Source organism: Mesorhizobium sp. M0626, assembly GCF_040320665.1.
Lineage (GTDB): Bacteria > Pseudomonadota > Alphaproteobacteria > Rhizobiales > Rhizobiaceae > Mesorhizobium.
The window spans coordinates 19,997-36,510 of sequence record NZ_JAMYQD010000037.1 but is presented as its reverse complement, the minus strand read 5'-3'; the positions used below and the strand labels follow the sequence as shown (position 1 = coordinate 36,510).

The 16,514-nt window shown below is 65.2% G+C and carries 16 protein-coding genes; 8 read left to right on the top strand and 8 right to left on the bottom strand.

The window, feature by feature from the left end; translation table 11 throughout:
* Positions 1-192: 192 nt before the first annotated feature.
* The 5 genes from NKI37_RS30895 to NKI37_RS30875 all read right to left on the bottom strand — a co-directional run bounded on the left by NKI37_RS30895 (position 193) and on the right by NKI37_RS30875 (position 5,523).
* The gene (locus NKI37_RS30895) at positions 193-1,227 is read right to left on the bottom strand and encodes an ABC transporter substrate-binding protein (protein WP_023683115.1); all 1,035 of its coding nucleotides are present in this window, start codon (positions 1,225-1,227) and stop codon (positions 193-195) included.
* Positions 1,228-1,304: 77 nt separating this feature from the next.
* Complete coding sequence (locus NKI37_RS30890; RefSeq protein ID WP_286488063.1) at positions 1,305-2,219, bottom strand: sugar phosphate isomerase/epimerase family protein; 915 nt, start codon at positions 2,217-2,219, stop codon at positions 1,305-1,307.
* Positions 2,220-2,241: 22 nt separating this feature from the next.
* Positions 2,242-3,777, bottom strand: a complete 1,536-nt coding sequence (locus tag NKI37_RS30885; RefSeq protein ID WP_023828347.1) for a mannitol dehydrogenase family protein — start codon at positions 3,775-3,777, stop codon at positions 2,242-2,244.
* Positions 3,774-4,556, bottom strand: a complete 783-nt coding sequence (locus NKI37_RS30880; protein ID WP_352788448.1) for an SDR family oxidoreductase — start codon at positions 4,554-4,556, stop codon at positions 3,774-3,776. The genes NKI37_RS30885 and NKI37_RS30880 overlap by 4 nt, the downstream gene beginning before the upstream one ends.
* 79 nt (positions 4,557-4,635) lie before the next feature.
* Positions 4,636-5,523 carry a MurR/RpiR family transcriptional regulator gene (locus tag NKI37_RS30875; protein ID WP_352788451.1) on the bottom strand — a complete coding sequence of 296 codons (888 nt, stop codon included), beginning with the start codon at positions 5,521-5,523 and terminating at the stop codon, positions 4,636-4,638.
* Between the two features lie 85 nt (positions 5,524-5,608).
* On the opposite strand from NKI37_RS30875, the gene NKI37_RS30870 reads away from it, so the two are divergent.
* Positions 5,609-6,793 carry a Gfo/Idh/MocA family protein gene (locus tag NKI37_RS30870; RefSeq protein ID WP_352788454.1) on the top strand — a complete coding sequence of 395 codons (1,185 nt, stop codon included), beginning with the start codon at positions 5,609-5,611 and terminating at the stop codon, positions 6,791-6,793.
* Between the two features lie 6 nt (positions 6,794-6,799).
* On the opposite strand, the gene NKI37_RS30865 is transcribed toward NKI37_RS30870, so the two are convergent.
* From NKI37_RS30865 to NKI37_RS30855, 3 genes are read right to left on the bottom strand one after another with little or no spacing between them, the layout of a single operon-like run.
* Positions 6,800-7,663 (bottom strand): carbohydrate ABC transporter permease, encoded by an 864-nt coding sequence (locus tag NKI37_RS30865; protein ID WP_352788456.1) that lies wholly within the window; start codon positions 7,661-7,663, stop codon positions 6,800-6,802.
* Positions 7,660-8,550: a carbohydrate ABC transporter permease gene (locus NKI37_RS30860; protein WP_023698623.1), complete on the bottom strand. Its 891-nt coding sequence runs from the start codon at positions 8,548-8,550 to the stop codon at positions 7,660-7,662. Before NKI37_RS30860 ends, NKI37_RS30865 begins: the two co-directional genes overlap by 4 nt.
* Entirely contained in the window at positions 8,550-9,842 is a 1,293-nt protein-coding gene (locus tag NKI37_RS30855; RefSeq protein ID WP_023698622.1) for an ABC transporter substrate-binding protein, read from the bottom strand. The genes NKI37_RS30860 and NKI37_RS30855 overlap by 1 nt, the downstream gene beginning before the upstream one ends.
* A gap of 316 nt (positions 9,843-10,158) precedes the next feature.
* Here NKI37_RS30855 and NKI37_RS30850 point away from each other — a divergent pair, with 316 nt between their 5' ends.
* The 7 genes from NKI37_RS30850 to NKI37_RS30820 are packed head-to-tail and all read left to right on the top strand — an operon-like array spanning position 10,159 to position 16,473.
* Positions 10,159-11,433, top strand: a complete 1,275-nt coding sequence (locus NKI37_RS30850) for an extracellular solute-binding protein (protein WP_023698621.1) — start codon at positions 10,159-10,161, stop codon at positions 11,431-11,433.
* 48 nt (positions 11,434-11,481) lie between these two features.
* The gene (locus NKI37_RS30845; protein WP_352788457.1) at positions 11,482-12,414 is read left to right on the top strand and encodes a carbohydrate ABC transporter permease; all 933 of its coding nucleotides are present in this window, start codon (positions 11,482-11,484) and stop codon (positions 12,412-12,414) included.
* Positions 12,411-13,268: a carbohydrate ABC transporter permease gene (locus tag NKI37_RS30840; RefSeq protein ID WP_023698619.1), complete on the top strand. Its 858-nt coding sequence runs from the start codon at positions 12,411-12,413 to the stop codon at positions 13,266-13,268. The genes NKI37_RS30845 and NKI37_RS30840 overlap by 4 nt, the downstream gene beginning before the upstream one ends.
* The gene (locus NKI37_RS30835; RefSeq protein ID WP_023698618.1) at positions 13,265-14,005 is read left to right on the top strand and encodes a PIG-L deacetylase family protein; all 741 of its coding nucleotides are present in this window, start codon (positions 13,265-13,267) and stop codon (positions 14,003-14,005) included. The genes NKI37_RS30840 and NKI37_RS30835 overlap by 4 nt, the downstream gene beginning before the upstream one ends.
* Complete coding sequence (locus NKI37_RS30830; protein WP_023698617.1) at positions 14,002-14,877, top strand: ROK family protein; 876 nt, start codon at positions 14,002-14,004, stop codon at positions 14,875-14,877. Before NKI37_RS30835 ends, NKI37_RS30830 begins: the two co-directional genes overlap by 4 nt.
* Positions 14,874-15,644: a GntR family transcriptional regulator gene (locus NKI37_RS30825; RefSeq protein ID WP_023683130.1), complete on the top strand. Its 771-nt coding sequence runs from the start codon at positions 14,874-14,876 to the stop codon at positions 15,642-15,644. The genes NKI37_RS30830 and NKI37_RS30825 overlap by 4 nt, the downstream gene beginning before the upstream one ends.
* 37 nt (positions 15,645-15,681) lie before the next feature.
* Positions 15,682-16,473, top strand: a complete 792-nt coding sequence (locus NKI37_RS30820; RefSeq protein WP_023691906.1) for a sugar isomerase domain-containing protein — start codon at positions 15,682-15,684, stop codon at positions 16,471-16,473.
* The last annotated feature ends 41 nt before the right edge of the window (positions 16,474-16,514 follow it).

Sequence of the window (16,514 nt, the reverse complement as noted above, 5' to 3'; positions counted from 1 at the left end):
CAGGTGGGGAGATTGGCAGTTCCGGCGCCGCCCCTCGTCTTGCGACGTAGAAAATTAGCGAAAGCCGAGATGACAGCCAATCTCCCCACCTGTGGGGGAGATGTCCGGCAGGACAGAGGGGGCGCCGTAGAGCGCTAGTCTGTGTGACGAGGACGGTCGTTCGTCGTCCTCGCCAGTTCATTCAAACCAGGCTTACTCCCCCGGCCCCTTGCAGGCCACGATCTGGTCCTTCGTGTAGGTCGTCCACTCCGGGATCGAGATCGAGACCGGCCATTCCGGGCTGAGCGACGGATCGGCGGCTGCCTTCAGCTTGGCCTTGCCTTCGTCGGTGGCGTTGTCCCAAAGCTGCGGGTCGACCAGCACGGTCTGCTGCGCCGGCTTCTTGCCGTCGAGGATCTGCAGCGCCAGCGTCACGCCCGCGCCGCCGATCGAGCCGGGGTTGGTGACGGCTGCACCGACGAGACCTTTCACCGAGCTCAGCTGGCCGACGAAGCCGGCATTGTCGGCGCCGACCACCGGCACCAGCGGCGCCTGCGATTCGACCAGCGCGTCGACGATGACGTTGTCGATGCCCGACGTCCACACGCCGTTGAACGGCGTGCCGGTGGCCAGGAACGACAGCATCTGCTGCTTGGCCTGATCCTGCTGCCAGCCGGTGAAGACTTCCTGCGCCACCTTCACGCCGGGGTTTTCGGCCAGCGCCTTCTTGAAGCCTTTGTCGCGATCGCTGTCGGCCGAGGCGCCGGCGGCGCCGCGCATGTAGAACACTTCGCCCTTGCCGCCCATCTGCTGGAACAGCCATTTGGCGCCGAGATAGGCATACTGTTCCTGGTTGTTGGAGATGATGTAGGCCGACGGTTCGGTCACCGCCTGGTCGACGGCAACGACGACGATGCCGGCCTTGGTGGCTTCTTCCAGGCCCGCCTTGATGCCGGCGGGATCAGCGGGGTTGACGACGATGGCGTCGACCTTGGCGCTGATCAGATTGCGGATGTCTTCGAGCTGGCCGGCGGCATCGGTGTTGCGGTGGGCGATGTTGAGCTTCGTCACTTCGCCCGAAGCCAGCGCCTGCGCCTTCATGGCGCAGACCATTTCCTCGCGCCAGCCATTGCCCTGCACGGTGTTGGAAATGCCGATCGTATATTTGGCTTCGGCCGACGACACGCCCATCGATGCCAGCAAGGCAGCGCCCGCAAGCAACGGGACCATGGTCAGTATTTTCTTCATGTCAGTACTCCTCCACATTGTTGTTTTTCGTCTCAGGGCCAGACCCTTCGGCAGGATCGGACCAAGTCATTACCTCGTCATTTGACGAAGGGACGCAGCACGTCGCGGGCGAGCAGGAAGCCCCGCTTCACCGCATCGTCGTTGCCTTCGAACCGCCTGTCCTCATGTTCGATGATGACCGAGCCGTCATAGCCGGCGCGGTAGAGGCCGGAGAAGAAGCCGCTCCAGTCGACATCGCCCAATCCCGGCATGCGCGGCACCTGCCAGCCTATCCCGGCGGAAAGGATTCCGCGCTCATACAAACCATCATGATCGATCATCAAATCCTTGGCGTGGACATGCAGCATGTAGGGGCCGAACTCCCGGATGAAACGGCCCTGGTCGATCATTTGCCAGACCAGATGCGAGGGGTCGAAATTCATGCCGACCTCGCCGCCCCAGGCCTCGAGGATGCGCCGCCAGATGTAGGGCGAATAGGCGATGTTGTGCCCGCCCGGCCACTCGTCATAACTGAAGATCATCGGGCAGTTCTCGAAGGTGAGTTTTACCCCGTGATCGCGCGCATAGGCGACGGTCTCGGGCCAGACTTTCAGCGCGTCCTGCCAGTTGACGTCGACGGTCTTCGAGGCATCGCCACCGCAGAAGGTGTTGACCACCGGCACGCCCATATTGGCGGCCAGCACGATGACCTTCTTCAGATGGCCGATGACGGCCTCGCGATGGGCAGGGTCCGGATGCAGTGGGTTGGGATAGTAGCCGAGGCCGGAGACCGTCAGCTTCTTCTCCGTCAGCGAAGCGACGATCTCCTTGGCCTGCCCGGGCGAGGTGGAGGCGGCGTCGATATGGCTGGTGCCGGCATAGCGCCGCGTCGCGCCGGAGGTCTTCGGCCAGCAGGCGATTTCCAGCGCCTCGAAGCCGGCCGAGTGCGCCCAGCCGGCGACCTCGCCAAGCGGCGTCTCCGCAAACGGTGCTGTAAGCACTCCTAGTTTCATTCTGCCTCCCTAGACCCGACGACTATAATGCCGATTGTTTGGATCGCTTCAACCTCGCGACCTCATCTTGTTCGAGACTGTGCCGGACAGCCGCCATCGGATCGTCCGACAGCAGGTCGCCCAGCGCCGATGTGACGGCCGCGCGGAACGTCCCGTCAGCGGCAAGGCCGGGGTCGAATATCCCGTCGATGGCAAGGATGGCGGACACCAGCGCGCTGGCATCGTGACCGGTCGCGTCGGCGATTGCGGCGACCTTGCCGGCATAGGGGTCCGACACCGGCCAGCGTCTGCCGAAACGTCCCGAGGCCTGGATCAGATAGGCCATCCAGCCGGCGACCGGCACCGACAGCAGCCCGATGCTTTGGCCCTGGCTCAGCCGGTCGCGGATCGGGTTGAGCAGGCGCTGGACGATCTTCTGTGAACCGTCGGTGGCGACCTGGTGGTTGCGGTGGCGGATCGCGGTGTTCTTCAGCCGGGCAAGGCTCTGCTCGACATAGGCAAGCGGCAGGATGCCGGGCACCGGCATCAGCGTCGGCACAGTCTCCTCGACCAGCATGCGCCTGATGAAGTCCGACAGCAGCGGGTCGGCCATGGCATCCGACGTGTGCTCGAGCCCGGCCAGCACGCCGAGCGTGGCGAGCGTCGTCTGGGCGCCGTTCAGCACCCGCATCTTGAGATGCTCGAACGGCGTGACATCGTCGACGAAAGTGGCTCCGACCAGATCCCAGCGCGGCATGCGGCCGGCGAATTTTTCCTCGATCACCCACTGCCGGAACGGCTCACCGACAGCGACGGCGGCATCGTGGTAGCCGAACCATTGTTCGACACTATCGAGGTCATCCTGCGTCACCGCCGGCGCGATGCGGTCGACCATTGACGAAGGGAAGGCGGCATTGGCTGCGATCCACGCGGCCAAGCCATTGCCGCGCTGCCAGGCGAAGGTCTGCACGACATTGGCCAGGATAACGCCATTGGCCGGAATGTTGTCGCAGGACAGCAGTGTCAGCGGCCGCCCATGTGTGGCCCTGCGCTGCTCCAGCGCCCGCACCAGCAGGCCGGGCACGCTGCGCGGCGTCTCGGGGTTGGCGAGGTCGTGTGCGATGTCGGGATGGCCGAGGTCGAGTTCGCCGCTGGACGGGACGTGGCAATAGCCTTTTTCGGTCACCGTCATCGTCACCAACTCGATATCGGGCGAGACCAGCACGCCTAGCGCCGGTGCCGCACTCTCCTGGCTGTCGACCACCCGGACGATGCTGCCGATGACACGTGCCTCGATATGGCTGTTCTCGCGGATCAGCCTTGTGTACAGCCCGCCCTGCCGTCCCAGCGTGTCGGCAAGGCTGGGCGGACGGATGTTGATGCCGACGATGCCCCAGCGGTCGAAGCGCAGCGAGATGAGATCGTCGGTGTATTCGGCCTGGTGGCAGCGGTGGAAGGCGCCGACGCCGAGATGCGCCATGCCGGGCGCCAGGAGCGTACGGTCATAGGACGGTGTCTGCACCGATGCCGGCAAGCGGTCGAGCAGCGCCGGCCCAAGCGTTTCGGTGGAAGCGCTCACCGGTTCGCCCCGATCACCGCCTGCTCCTGGTCGATGACCGCGCCGGTCATCGGGCCGGCGGCGTCGGACAGCAGGAAGACGGCGAGGCTGGCGATGTCGTCCGGCGTCAGCAACCGGCCGAAAGGCTGCGCGGCGTTGGCCTTCTCGAGCCAGCCAGGGCCGTTGCCCAAAGTCTCCGCCTGCATGATGCGTTCGGCCGGCGTGTCCGTCCAACCGACATTGATGCCGTTGACGCGGATGCGGTCGAAACGGTGGGCGTTGGCGGCGTTCTTGGTCAGCGTCGCCAGCGCGCCCTTGGTGGCGGAATAGACGGCAAGCTCCGGCGAGCCGCAATGGGCGTTGATCGACAGAATGTTGAGAATGGCGCCACCTTGGCCGCGCTGCTTCATGTCGGCAATCGCCGCCCGCATCAGGAAGAACGGCGCGCGCGCATTGACGGCAAACAGTGACGCCCAGTCGTCGAGGCTGGCGTCGAGGAAAGAGGCGCGATCGGTCAGGCCGGCGGCGTTGACCAGCGCATCGATGCGGCCGAAGCGCTCGATGCAGGCCTGCGCCAGAAGGGTGGGGGCGTCAGGATCGGCAAGGTCGGCGGCGACGAAGATGGTCGGCGTGCCCAATTGCGAAAGCTCGGCCGCCACGGCCTCGCCACGCGCCCTCTCGCGCCCGGTGACCAGCAGCCCGGCGGCACCGGAACGCGCCAGCGTCTCGGCAATGGCGCGGCCAATGCCTTGCGTCGACCCGGTGACCAGAGCCACCTTGCCGTCAAGCCGGATCTCCATTCCTCCTCCCGGGAATAAAGTTTCTATTTTGAGAAATATGGAACGGCAATTCCCGATAGTCAATTGGACCAGTGACGCCTCATTCGCCGCGCCGCGCCGCCACGCCATGGACCAGCGCCATCCCAACGGCGAGCGAGGCCGCCAGTGAGCGGAAGCCGGCAAAGTCGGATTCCACCACTTCCAGCCAGCTGTCCGAGAGCGGGATCAGCGGGCTGAAGGTGCTGTCGGTGACGGTGACGATACGCGCCTTGCGCTCATGCGCCACCGCGACGAGATCGGGCGTGATCGAATTGTAGGGGCTGAAGGAGACAGCGAGCACGGCATCCCGGCCGCCGATGCAGCCGATCTGGTCGAGTGCGGAGGAGCCGACATTGTCGACCAGCACATTGCGCACGCCCTGCTGCGACAGTGTCAGGGAGAGATAGGCGGTGACGGGAAAGGCGCGCTTGGAGCCGATGACATAGATCAGCTCGGCGGCCGCCAGCAGCGCCACCATCTTGTCGAAACTCGCGACATCGAAGCCCGCCTCGATGCGGCCAAGCGAGGCCTGCGACGCGCCGACCATGCCGTGCAGGAAATGCAGATTGGGCTCGGTCTCGGTGCGCGGCTCGCCACGGCCTTCCGGCCATGAGCCCTTGATGTGCTCCTTGAACAGGCCCTGGAAATCGGAAAAGCCGGAATAGCCGAAGATCTGGGCAAAGCGCACCAGCGTCGAGGGCTGCACGCCGGCCTGTGCCGCAACCTGCGCGATGGTGCCGAGCGCGACGTCGCTCGGATGCTGCCACAGGAAGATTGCCACCTGGCGCAGCCGCTTGGGGAAATGCACCGTGCCCGACGACAGCACCGCGCGTAGCTCCTCATAGGTCTGCGGCTGGATGTAGCCAAGCGCGGCCAGCGAGCGCCCGCGCTTGCGCGTCGCCGCCTCGTCGGTGCTGGACCGTGCGGATGCCTTGCTTGCCCCACTCATGATTTCAGGCTAGCGCGATACGATCGTTTTACAATATGAAAATTGGAAATCATGTTCGAAAGCGGTCTGCCGGAGGAGCTTGAAAATGGTCTACGCAACATCGGACGGATCGGCGGGCAAGCGGCTCAGGGTCGGCATGGTCGGCGGCGGTCGCAATGCCTTTATCGGCGCCGTGCATCGGCTGGCCATGCGCCTGGACGACCAGATCGTGCTGGTCGCCGGCGCGCTGTCGTCGAACCCGGAGAACGCCGCCGCCTCGGCCGCCGAGATCGGCATCGCGCCCGAGCGCAGCTATGCCGATTATCGCGCCATGGCACGAGCCGAAGCGGCGCGGCCGGACGGCATCGAGGCGGTGGTCATCGTCACGCCCAACCATCTGCACGCGCCGATCGCCACGGCCTTTCTCGAGGCCGGCATCGACGTGATCTGCGACAAGCCGCTGTCGACGACGCTGGCCGATGCAGAGGCACTGGTGGCGCTGGCGCGGGAGAAAAAGCGTCGCTTCGTCGTCACGCTCAACAACACCGGCTACGCCATGGTCCGCCAGGCGCGCGAGATGGTGGCGGCGGGCGCGCTTGGCCGCATGGTGTCCGTGCATGGCGCCTACATCCAGGACTGGCTGACCAAGCCGATCGACGCCGAGGGCCAGAAGCAGGCGGAGTGGCGCACCGATCCGGCGCGCGCCGGGCAGTCGGCGGTGCTGGCCGATATCGGCGTGCATGCCTTCAACCTGGCAAGCTATATCTCCGGCTGTGAGGCCGAGGCGGTGTCGGCGGATCTGTTCACTGCCGTGCCGGGACGCCGGCTCGACGACAATGCTCATGTGCTGGTGCGCTGGACCGGCGGGGCGCGCGGCACGATCCTCGCCAGCCAGACCTCGCCCGGCCACTACAATGATCTCTCGGTGCGCATCTATGGCGACAAAGCCGGGCTCGAATGGTCGGGCAGCCGGCCGGAAGAACTGCGCTTCTCCATCTACGGCGAGGAGACCCGCACGCTGGTGCGCGGCGGCTATGGCTCGACCACTGAGAGCCAGCGCGTGTCGCGCATGCCGGCGGCGCATCCGGAGGGATATATCGAGGCCTTCGCCAATTTCTACCGCGACGCCGCCGACATCATTCACGCGCACCGTTCGGGCGGGTCGGTTGATCCGGCGCGCGCGGCACAGGTGCCCGACGTCGTCGATGGCGCGCGCGGGGTGAAATTTGTGGCGGCGGCGGTGGAGTCGAATGCTGCGGGCGGGGCTTGGACGGCGGCAAGGTTCGGGTGAGGCGAGCTATCCCTTGATCGCCGAGCCGACGATGGAATCGACGAAGAAGCGCTGCAGGAAGACGAACAGGATGAGCGGCGGCAGCACGGCCAGGGTCGCACCGGCCATCACCAGGCCGGTGTTGACGGCGCCCCTGTTGTAGCTGAGCAGACGGCTCAGGCTGATGACGATCGGATAGGCGTCGGCATTGCCCTGCAGCACGGTCAGCGGCCAGAGATAACTGTTCCAGTGATAGACGAAGGCGAAGAGGGCCAGAGCCGCGATTGCGGGTGCGATGCTGGGCGCGACGATCTTGTAGAGGATCAAGAACTCCGAGGCGCCGTCCATGCGCGCGGCGTCGATGAGCTCGTCGGGAACGCCGGAGATGAACTGGCGCATCAGGAAGATGCCGAAAGCGTTGGCAAGATTGGGCACGATGATGCTGGCGAGGCTGGCGTTGAGGCCGATCGAGCCGACCAGGCGATAGAGCGGGATCAGCGTCACGATCGGCGGCAGGAACATGGTGGCGATCAGCACAGAAAACAGCAGCGACTTGGCGGGGAAGTGGTATTTGGCGAAGGCGTAGCCGGCCATCATGCTGGTCAGCAGAATGCCGGCGGTGGTGATCGAGGCGATGACCAGGGAATTCCACATCGAGCGGCCGACATTGACCACGCCCGACACCTTCTCATAGGCGTCGAAGCTCGGCGTAAGGGGGATCCACACCGGCGGCACCTGCATGCTCTCGGCCGGCGTCTTGAGGCTCGACAGCACCATCCATACCAGCGGGAAGGCCGAGGCGACGGCGACCAGCAGCATCAGCGTCGCCAGCAGCGCCTTGCGGCCCGACGGGCGCCGGCGCGACAGCCGGCTCGACGATCCCGCGCTCATTCGTCGTTCTTCCGGTTGGCGAAGGCAAACAGCGCGCAGACGACGACAATCAGCGAAAGCATCAGCATCACCGCCATGGCCGAACCCAGTCCACCCTGCGCACGCTCGATGCCGACGCGGCGGATGTGGTAGGTCAGCACATTGGTCGAGCCGACCGGCCCGCCCTGCGTGATCAGGGCAACCGGCTCGAACACCTGCACGGCGTTAATGATGGCGATGACGGCGCTGAACAGAAGCGTGCGCCGTATCAGCGGCAGGGTGATGAAGCGGAACTGCTCGAAACGGTTGGCGCCGTCGAGCTTTGCTGCTTCATACAGGCTGCCGGGGATTTGCGTCAGTCCGGCGATCGCCAGCACGGTGAAATAGCCGACCTGCTGCCAGACATTGAGGAAGACGATCGAGATCAGCGCCGAGCGCGGCGACGACAGGAAAGGCTGCGGGCCGATGCCGATAAGGCCGAGCATCTGGTTGAGAGGGCCTTCGCTCGGCGAATAGAGTTTCGACCACACCAGCGCGACAGCGATCATCGGCACCATGTAGGTGGCAAACAGCACCGTGCGCAGCGCCGTGCCGCCGGCGACGTCGCGCTGGTAAACCATCAGGCCGAAGGCCACCGACAGAGGCAGGATGAGGACGACGGAGAGCGCGGTGTAGACGGCTGTGTTGGCGAGCGCGGCCTTGAAATCGCGGCCGACCGAGGAGACCCCAAAAATCTCGCGGAAATTGTCGACGCCGACGAAGCCGGCGCTGGAAAACGGTGTCTGCGTCGACCAGTCCTGGAACGACAGCCAGACGGTGAGCAGCATTGGCAACAGGACGAAGATGCCGATCAGCGTCACGGCGGGCGCCAGCATGATGCCCGCCGAGGCACGGTACCTCTGAATCATTATTTGGCGGCGCGCTCCAGGATCGAAATGGCGTCGGCCTGCGCCGTCGCCTGCGCATCCTTGGCCGAGACCTGGCCATACTGCAACGCCTCGAGCGTCTGCTGCAGCGATTCCGAGAATTCCTGGCCGCCCGGCACCACCGGGAACGGCTTGGCGTCGGTGAGCACGCTGACATAGCCGGAGAGGAATTCCGAGCCGAGCTTGTCCTTGTGCGCCTCGATGTCGGAGAGGCGTGAGGGCAGGATGCCCATCGACATGAGGATATCCGACATCGCGGAAGCGCCGTTCTTGCCGGACTTTGGATTGTTCAGCCAGGCGAGGAAGTCCCACGCCGCCTTCTGCTCGGCGGCACCTGCATTGGCGTTGACCACGGTCATCCAGGAGTAGGAGATCGAATGCGGCTTGTCGCCGCTCGGGCCGACGGGAATCGGCGCCGTTGCAATGTCGGCGAATCTGTCGCCCATGCCGGCCTTCAGCGCGCTCTCCCACCAATTGGCCATGATGATCATGCCGGTCTTGCCGGAGACGAAATTGTCGAGGAAGGGGCCGGTGGTGTTGGCGTCGGCTGTCGCCATCGACGGCACGCTGGCGCCCGACTTGATCAGGTCTTCATAGAGCTGGAAAGTCTCCGCGGCCTGCGGGCTGTCGAGCACCGGCTTGCCGTCCTTGACCAGGTCGCCGCCATTGGAGACCAGCAGCGAGGCGAAGGGGTGGACGACGCCGGCCGCCCAGGAGTTGATCATGCCGAAGCCTTGCTGTCCCGCATCCTGGTTGGTCAGCTTCTTGGCCGCATCCTTGAACTCGTCCCAGGTCTTGGGTGGCGCCGCGATGCCGGCCTGCTTGAGCAGCGCCTTGTTGTAGTTCAGCGCATAGACGTCGATTTCGTTGGGGATGCCGTAGAGCGTGCCGCCGACCGAGGCGGCGCTGGTGATGCCCGCCGGCCATGCGGCCTTGACCTCGCTGGCCACCGCATCGGGGGCGGGCGCGACCAGCTTGTCGCGCGCCAGTTCCGGCAACCAGAGATCGTAGATGCCGCCGATCGTCGGGCCGTCCGCGCCGCCGCCTTGCGAGCGCAGCGTGGTCAGGAGGTCGCCGAAGGGGACGGCGCGCACGGTGACGCTGACATCCGGATTGGTCTTGGCATAATCCTTGGCCGCCGCTTCCAGCAGCGCGACCGTCTCCGGCGACCAGTGGGTGAGATAGGAGATGTTGACCGATTGCGCCCAGCCGGTGGTGGGCAGGATGGCGAGGCCTGCGGCCAGTGCCAGTTTCGACGTCCAGGCAAACGACATTCCTCATCCTCCTATCGGTTCACAATGACGTTATGACAAGTTAGCGCGGCGACGCAAGGGCTTGCTGGCGAAAAAGTCTCACATGGCACGGTCACAGATTTCTTTGCAGCGCTGGAATGTGGATATTTATCGTTAGATAACAAACGGATGCGGGTACTGCAATGTCGTGAGGGGGCCAACGCCGCCATTCCTGAGGCGCAGCAGACCTCTTGCGAATGCCGCTATGTCATTATAATGACTTTTCCCGAGCCAATGGCTCTCTCACGGCAGGAAATGCCGCGGGACGCCAAGGACAGAGAACAATGGGAGACTGGCAATGAGCATGCTTTCACTTGACCGGCGCGCAGCACTTGGCCTGATCGGCGGCCTTGCCGCCGCCTGCGCCGGCGTCTTCGCCTCATTGCCGGCGCGAGCCGCCGACAGCACGGTGACGCTGTGGAGCTGGCGCACCGAGGACGAGGCAGCGATGCGCCGCATCTTCGATGCCTTCGAGGCGAAGAACCCCGGCATCAAGGTCGCCATCCAGTTCACGCCCGATGCCGACTACCAGAACCGGCTGAGCACGGCGCTGCGCGGCGGGCGCGGGCCCGACATCGCCCAGCTCAAGGCCTATGGCGAATTGCAGCCCTTCGTCGAGGCCGGCTATCTCGACGCGCTGGACGACAGCGTGCCGGAGCTGAAGAACATGGAGGACGCGGCGCTTGGCGGCGCGCGCGGCCGCAGCGACGGCAAGCTCTATGGCGTGCCCTATTCGGTGCCGATGATGGGCGTCTTCTACAACCAGGATATCTTCGCCGCCCAGGGCATCGAGATACCGAAGACCTACAAGGATTTCACCGCTGTCTGCGAGAAGCTGAAGGCGGCCGGCATCACGCCGATCGCCACCGGCGGCGCCAACGGCTCGGCCTGGGAACTGGAGATCGCCGTCGGCGTCGTCGGCCCGACCGTCTATGGTCCTGAATTCTACGACGAGATGATGAGCGGCAAGGCGACCTTCGAGGATCCGCGCTATGTCGCGGCGCTGAAGCGCTTCGCCGAGCTGAAGCCGTATTTCCCCGACGGCTTCGCCGGCATCGACTACACCACCGCCACGCAGCAGTTCATCGGCGGCAAGGCGGCGATGTTCCTCGGCGGTTCGTTCGAGAACGGCAGCTTCAAGGCGCAGAACCCGAAGCTGAAATTCTCGATCTTCCCGTTCCCCGCCGACGATGCCGGGGCAAAACTCTACACCTCGGCCTTCTCCGACGGCTCCTATGGCCTGGTCTCCGAGAGCCAGAACAAGGAAGCCGCGACCAAGGTGCTGGGCTTCATGGCTTCGGCAGAGTTCGCGCAGATGTTCGCCGACGAGCTCGGCTGGCCGCCGGCCCGCACGGATGTGACGGTGAAGGATCCAGTGCTGGCCTCGATGATGGAGATGGCGAAGAATTCGACGCCCTATCTGACGCTGGTCGGCTTCCGCTGGCAGTCGCCGACGGCGTCTTCGGTGCTGCAGTCGGAGATCATCGACATGATCGAAGGCAACATCGCGCCGGAGAAGCTGGCGGCCGACATGCAGGCCGCAGTCGCCACCTGGTTCAAGCCGAAGCAGTAGGCGCGGCCGGTCGCAAAGCGGCCGGCCTCTCACGGACCAGAAAAGCGCATGAGCACCCTTCGCCGCACCAGCAGCCTTCGCCGCACGCAGCAGCGCATGGCCGTGCTGTTCACCCTGCCGGCGCTGGCGGTCTATGCGCTGTTCGTCCTCTATCCCCTGGGGATGTCGCTCTGGGGCAGCTTCTTCGTCTGGAAGGGGCTGCGCATGGTCGAGTTCGCCGGCCTGTCGAATTTCTCAAGGCTGTTCGTTTTCCCCAGCGGCGCGCGGCTCTACGGCGCGCTGTGGCACAACACCGCCTGGTTCTTCGGCATCATGCTGTTCCAGAACGGAATCGGGCTTTTGTTCGCCTGGCTGCTGTTCCTGCGCGACAGGGGTGCTGCGTTCTTCCAGTCGGTGTTCTTCTTTCCGGCGGTGCTGAGCCCGGTCATCGTCGGCGCGCTGTGGCGGTTGCTTTTGGCACCGGGCGGCGTCATCGAATGGGCGCTGAACGGGCTTGGCCTGCACCAGGGCAGCCTGACCGTGCTCGGCAACAGCCACACCGCGCTCGCCATGCTGATCGCCGTCGATGCCTGGAACTGGATGGGCCTGCCGGTGCTGATCTACACGGCAGGTCTGCGGCAGATTTCCGGCCAGATTTTCGAGGCGGCAAAACTTGACGGCGCCGGCAATGCGCGCATGCTGTTCTCGATCGCGCTGCCGCTGCTGATGCCGGCGCTGGGCACGCTGACGACGCTGTCGTTCATCAACACCTTCAACCAGTTCGACATCGTCTATGTCATGCAGGGCGTGCAGGGCAATCCGAGCTATTCGACCGACACGCTGGTGACCTACTTCTACCGGCTGGCCTTCGGCGCGGAAGGCGCTGTCGGCATCACCGATATCGGTCTGGCGCTGGCGCTCGGCACCGTGCTGTTTTTGATCCTCAGCATCGGCACGCTCATGATGCTGCGCTTCTTCGACCGCCGCACGGTGCAGCTATGAGCGCGCTGGCGATTTCACAAAGACCGGCCATCTCTCGGCAGCTGGCGCGGCTGCCCGGCTGGACGGTGCTGGTCGTTTGGACGGCGGCCGTGCTGTTGCCGCTCTACATCCTCATCGTCTCCTGTTTCAAGACCACGGCCGAGATCTACGACAACAGGCTCGGCCTGCCGCAAAGCTTTGCCTTCGACAATTTCATCAACGCCTGGACGCGCGCCGATCTCGGCCAGAATTTCATCAACAGCCTGATCGTCACGGGCGGCGCCGTCATCCTCACCATCGTCGTCTCGGCGATGGCCGCCTATCCGCTCAGCCGCTACAAGCTTGGCTGGAATGCCATCATGCTCGGCCTGTTCCTGTCCGGCATCATGCTGCCCATCCGGTTGGCCTCGGTCGAACTGTTCACGCTGATGCGCAATCTCGGCCTGCTGGATTCGCTGACCGGACTGATCCTGGTCTATTCGGCGATCCGCATTCCCTTCGCCGTCTTCATCTTCGCCAATTTCATGCGCGTCTTGCCCTCCGAGTTGGACGAGGCGGCGCGCATGGACGGCGCCGGCGAGGTCCGCATCCTGTTCCAGATCATCCTGCCGATGGTCAAGCCGGCGGTGTCGATCGTGGCAATCTTCACCGCGATCGCGGTGTGGAACGATTTCTTCTTCCCGCTGATCTTCATCTTCGACGACCGCTACAAGACGGTGCCGCTGGCGATCAGCGTCTTCGTCGGCCAGTTCCGCACCGACTGGGGCCTGGTGTTCGCCTCGCTGGCGATATCCATGGCGCCCATCCTGATCATGTATTGTCTGCTGGCGCGGCAGATTCGCGAAGGCGTCGGCACCGGAGGGGGCATGAAATGATCGAAGACAGGATTTATGCGGCGAAATCCATCCTGGTGGTCGGCGCACACGCCTTCGATGCCGAGGTGATGGCCGGGCCGCTGGCGGCCGCTGCCGTCAAGCGCGGCGCCACGGTGACCTTCCTGCATCTGACCATGGGTGAGCAGGGCCATCCGTACCTGGTTCCCGCGCATTATTGCGTGCAGAAGGAAGAGGAAGCGGGCAGCGCGGCGGAGCGGCTCGGCGTCGCCATGCGTAGCTTTGGCCTGCGCGACGGCTTCCTGCCCACAGACGATCAGACGGCGCTCGAAGTGGGCGACATCATTCGCGAGCTGAAACCCGAGATCGTCATCACCCATTGGCATGGCAGCTGGCACAAGGACCATCGCGCCGCCGCGCATTTGACGAAGACCGGTATCTTCTTCGCCGGACTGCCGACCGTTGCCAGCGACCATCCGGCGCACACGCCGCAACTGCTGCTGTTCGGCGAGAACTGGGAGGACGATGACGGCTTCCGGCCCGAGCATCTCGTCGATGTCAGCGACGGGTTCGAGGCCTGGCGCGACGCGGTCATGGAGTATGAGCTGGCGCGCGGCCTGAGCAGCTTCCCCTATGTCGACTATTACAGTTCGCTCTACCGGCTGCGCGGCTGCCTGCGTGGCACGCGCCATGCGCAGGCCTTCGCGGCGGCGTCGCATTCGTGGAATGCCGGCAGCGGCCTGTTCTCGCTCCCCTTCGGCAAAGGGTCCGGTCGATGAGGCGGGTACTCGCCATCGATCTCGGCGGCACCAATCTGCGCGCCGCCGTATCTACGGGCGATGTCGGTGCGTTGGAGGCGCTGGGCAGCGAGCCGGCGCCGGCAACCCTTGGTGCCTTCATTGCGCGCATCGACGCGCTGTGCGCTGAGGCCGGGTCGGTCTCAGCGCTTGGCATCGCGGTGCCGGGTCTGGTCGAGGGCTCAATCTGCCGCTGGATCCCCAACTTGCCGTTCCTCGACGGCGTCGATATCCAGCCGCTGTTTCCCGAACTGCGCGTAGCGCTCGGCAATGACGCGCAGATTGCGCTGCTGGCGGAGGCTGTCGAAGGCAGTGCGAAAAACATGTCGGAAGCGATCCTGCTCGCCATCGGCACCGGCATCGGTTCGGCGGTGCTGGCCAATGGCCGCATCGTTGCCGGCGCGCATGGCGGCGCCTGCTCGTTCGGCTGGGCCTGCGCCGACGTGAGGGATCATGGTGAAGAGCGCAGCGGCTGGCTGGAGCGCGTCGCGTCGGGCCGGGCGCTTGATGCCCTTGCCGGACAGATCGGCCTTGCCGACGGCCGCCAGCTGATCGCCGCTGCCCAGGCCGGCGAACTGGCCGCACTCACCTTGCTTGAACTGCCGGCGCGACAGCTCGGCACCGCGCTTGCAGGCGCTGTCGCGCTGCTCGATCCGCAAGCGGTTCTGATTTCGGGTGGTTTGGCGGAGGCGCTGGATGTGATCCGGCCGCCGCTGCTTGCAGCGCTGCGACGCCAACTGCCGCCGCATCTGCGCGGCATCGACGTCAAGCCCGGAAAATTCGGTCCCCGCGCCGGCCTCGTCGGCGCGGCGCTGGCCGGCGCCGTTGGGCAAGGGTGGAGGCATGTGCGATGAGCGAAGCAAGCTTTCAGCAGCCGGACCGCAGACGGCCGGAGCCGCTCTGGTATCAGGTCGAAGAGGCGATCCGCGCCATCGTCAAGAGCGGCGAATGGGCAACGGGCGACCAGATCCCGGCGGAGGACAGGCTGTGCGCCCTGTTCGGCGTCAGCCGCATCACGCTGCGCCACGCCTTGCGCAACCTCGAGGAGGCAGGACTGCTCAGGCGCGAACATGGCCGCGGCACGTTCGTGCGCTCGACCACGCTGGTCGCCGGCACGCGCGAGCTGACCAGCTTCACCCAGGAGATGGGCAATATGGGCGTGGTCGCGGGCTCGCGCCTGCTCGACTGCAGCCTGACCACCGCCAACGCGGCGGCTGCCGGCGCGCTGGAGATCGAGGAAGGCGATCCGGTGGTGCGCATTCGCAGGCTGCGGCTCGGCAACAACGAGCCGATCGGCATTCAGACGGCGCAGCTGTCGGCCGTGCGCGTGCCGGGCTTCCTCGATGCCGGCCTGCTGCAGGGCTCGCTCTACGAGGCGCTGGAGCGCCATTACGGCATCGTGCCGGTGGCGGCGCGGGAAAACTACCGGGTCGGCGCGGTCGGCGCGGCGGACGCCGAACTGCTCGACCTCGCTGTCGGCAGCCCGGCCTTCGTCGTCGAACGCATCACCACCGACGAGCGCGGCCCGTTCGAATTCACCGTCTCGATCATGCGCGGCGACCGCTACGAAATCCGCTCGACGCTGCGCGCCGGACGCGTGCCGCTGAACCCGAGAAGCTGATCCATTCCAGACCGACACAGCAAACAGGAGTACCCACGTGTCCGATCTCTACATCCACCGTCTCGCCGCCCTCATCGACCAGGCTGCGAAAGCCAATGAAGAGGCCTTTGGCCAGGCCGCCAGCCGCTTTGCCGACTCCCTCGAGGGCGGCGGGCTGGTGCATCTCTATGGCTCCGGCCATTCGGTGCTGCCGGTGCAGGAAGTGTTTCCGCGCTATGGCAGCTATGTCGGTTTCAACCCGCTGACCGACCCGCGCGTGATGTGGCACAATGTGCTCGGCGCCGGCGGCGTGCGCGAGCTGTTGTGGCTGGAGCGGACGGAAAAATACGCCGAGAAATTCCTCGACCACCAGCCGCTCAACAAGGGTGATTCCATCATAATCTTCGGCCATAGCGGCCGCAACTCGTCGGGCATCGACACCGCGCTCTACGCCAGGAAGCGCGGCATGTTCGTCGTCGCTGTCACCAGCAAGAACAATCTGGACAAACCGGCGACGCACTCGTCCGGCAAGCGGCTGGCGGATGCCGCCGACCTCGTCATCGACACCTGTTCGCCGATCGAGGACGCCATCGTGCCGGTCGAGGGCTGGAGCCGGCCGGTGTCGGGCTCATCGACGGTGCTTGCCATGATCCTGGCGCATGAGCTGATCGCGCGCACGGCCGAGCAGCTCGCCAAGCGCGGCATCGAACTGCCGGTCTTCGCCTCGCCGACCATTGCCGGCGTGACGCTGCACGACACCGACGTCATCTACGGCGTCTACCGCGAGCGCATGCTGGAGGCGCAGCAGAAGCACCTGCCGACATTCCAGGCGACGATGCGGGGAGAGTGAAAGCACGGAGGCCCGGCACATGGCCAGGCCTCCAATTTCTC

What these genes read in the sequence shown, in the direction of transcription:
- NKI37_RS30895 (WP_023683115.1), bottom strand. Translation starts at nt 1,227, where the DNA reads ATGAAGAAAATACTGACCATGGTCCCGTTGCTTGCGGGCGCTGCCTTG.
- NKI37_RS30890 (WP_286488063.1), bottom strand. Translation starts at nt 2,219, where the DNA reads ATGAAACTAGGAGTGCTTACAGCACCGTTTGCGGAGACGCCGCTTGGC.
- NKI37_RS30880 (WP_352788448.1), bottom strand. Translation starts at nt 4,556, where the DNA reads ATGGAGATCCGGCTTGACGGCAAGGTGGCTCTGGTCACCGGGTCGACG.
- NKI37_RS30875 (WP_352788451.1), bottom strand. Translation starts at nt 5,523, where the DNA reads ATGAGTGGGGCAAGCAAGGCATCCGCACGGTCCAGCACCGACGAGGCG.
- NKI37_RS30870 (WP_352788454.1), top strand. Translation starts at nt 5,609, where the DNA reads ATGGTCTACGCAACATCGGACGGATCGGCGGGCAAGCGGCTCAGGGTC.
- NKI37_RS30865 (WP_352788456.1), bottom strand. Translation starts at nt 7,663, where the DNA reads ATGAGCGCGGGATCGTCGAGCCGGCTGTCGCGCCGGCGCCCGTCGGGC.
- NKI37_RS30860 (WP_023698623.1), bottom strand. Translation starts at nt 8,550, where the DNA reads ATGATTCAGAGGTACCGTGCCTCGGCGGGCATCATGCTGGCGCCCGCC.
- NKI37_RS30855 (WP_023698622.1), bottom strand. Translation starts at nt 9,842, where the DNA reads ATGTCGTTTGCCTGGACGTCGAAACTGGCACTGGCCGCAGGCCTCGCC.
- NKI37_RS30850 (WP_023698621.1), top strand. Translation starts at nt 10,159, where the DNA reads ATGAGCATGCTTTCACTTGACCGGCGCGCAGCACTTGGCCTGATCGGC.
- NKI37_RS30845 (WP_352788457.1), top strand. Translation starts at nt 11,482, where the DNA reads ATGAGCACCCTTCGCCGCACCAGCAGCCTTCGCCGCACGCAGCAGCGC.
- NKI37_RS30840 (WP_023698619.1), top strand. Translation starts at nt 12,411, where the DNA reads ATGAGCGCGCTGGCGATTTCACAAAGACCGGCCATCTCTCGGCAGCTG.
- NKI37_RS30835 (WP_023698618.1), top strand. Translation starts at nt 13,265, where the DNA reads ATGATCGAAGACAGGATTTATGCGGCGAAATCCATCCTGGTGGTCGGC.
- NKI37_RS30830 (WP_023698617.1), top strand. Translation starts at nt 14,002, where the DNA reads ATGAGGCGGGTACTCGCCATCGATCTCGGCGGCACCAATCTGCGCGCC.
- NKI37_RS30825 (WP_023683130.1), top strand. Translation starts at nt 14,874, where the DNA reads ATGAGCGAAGCAAGCTTTCAGCAGCCGGACCGCAGACGGCCGGAGCCG.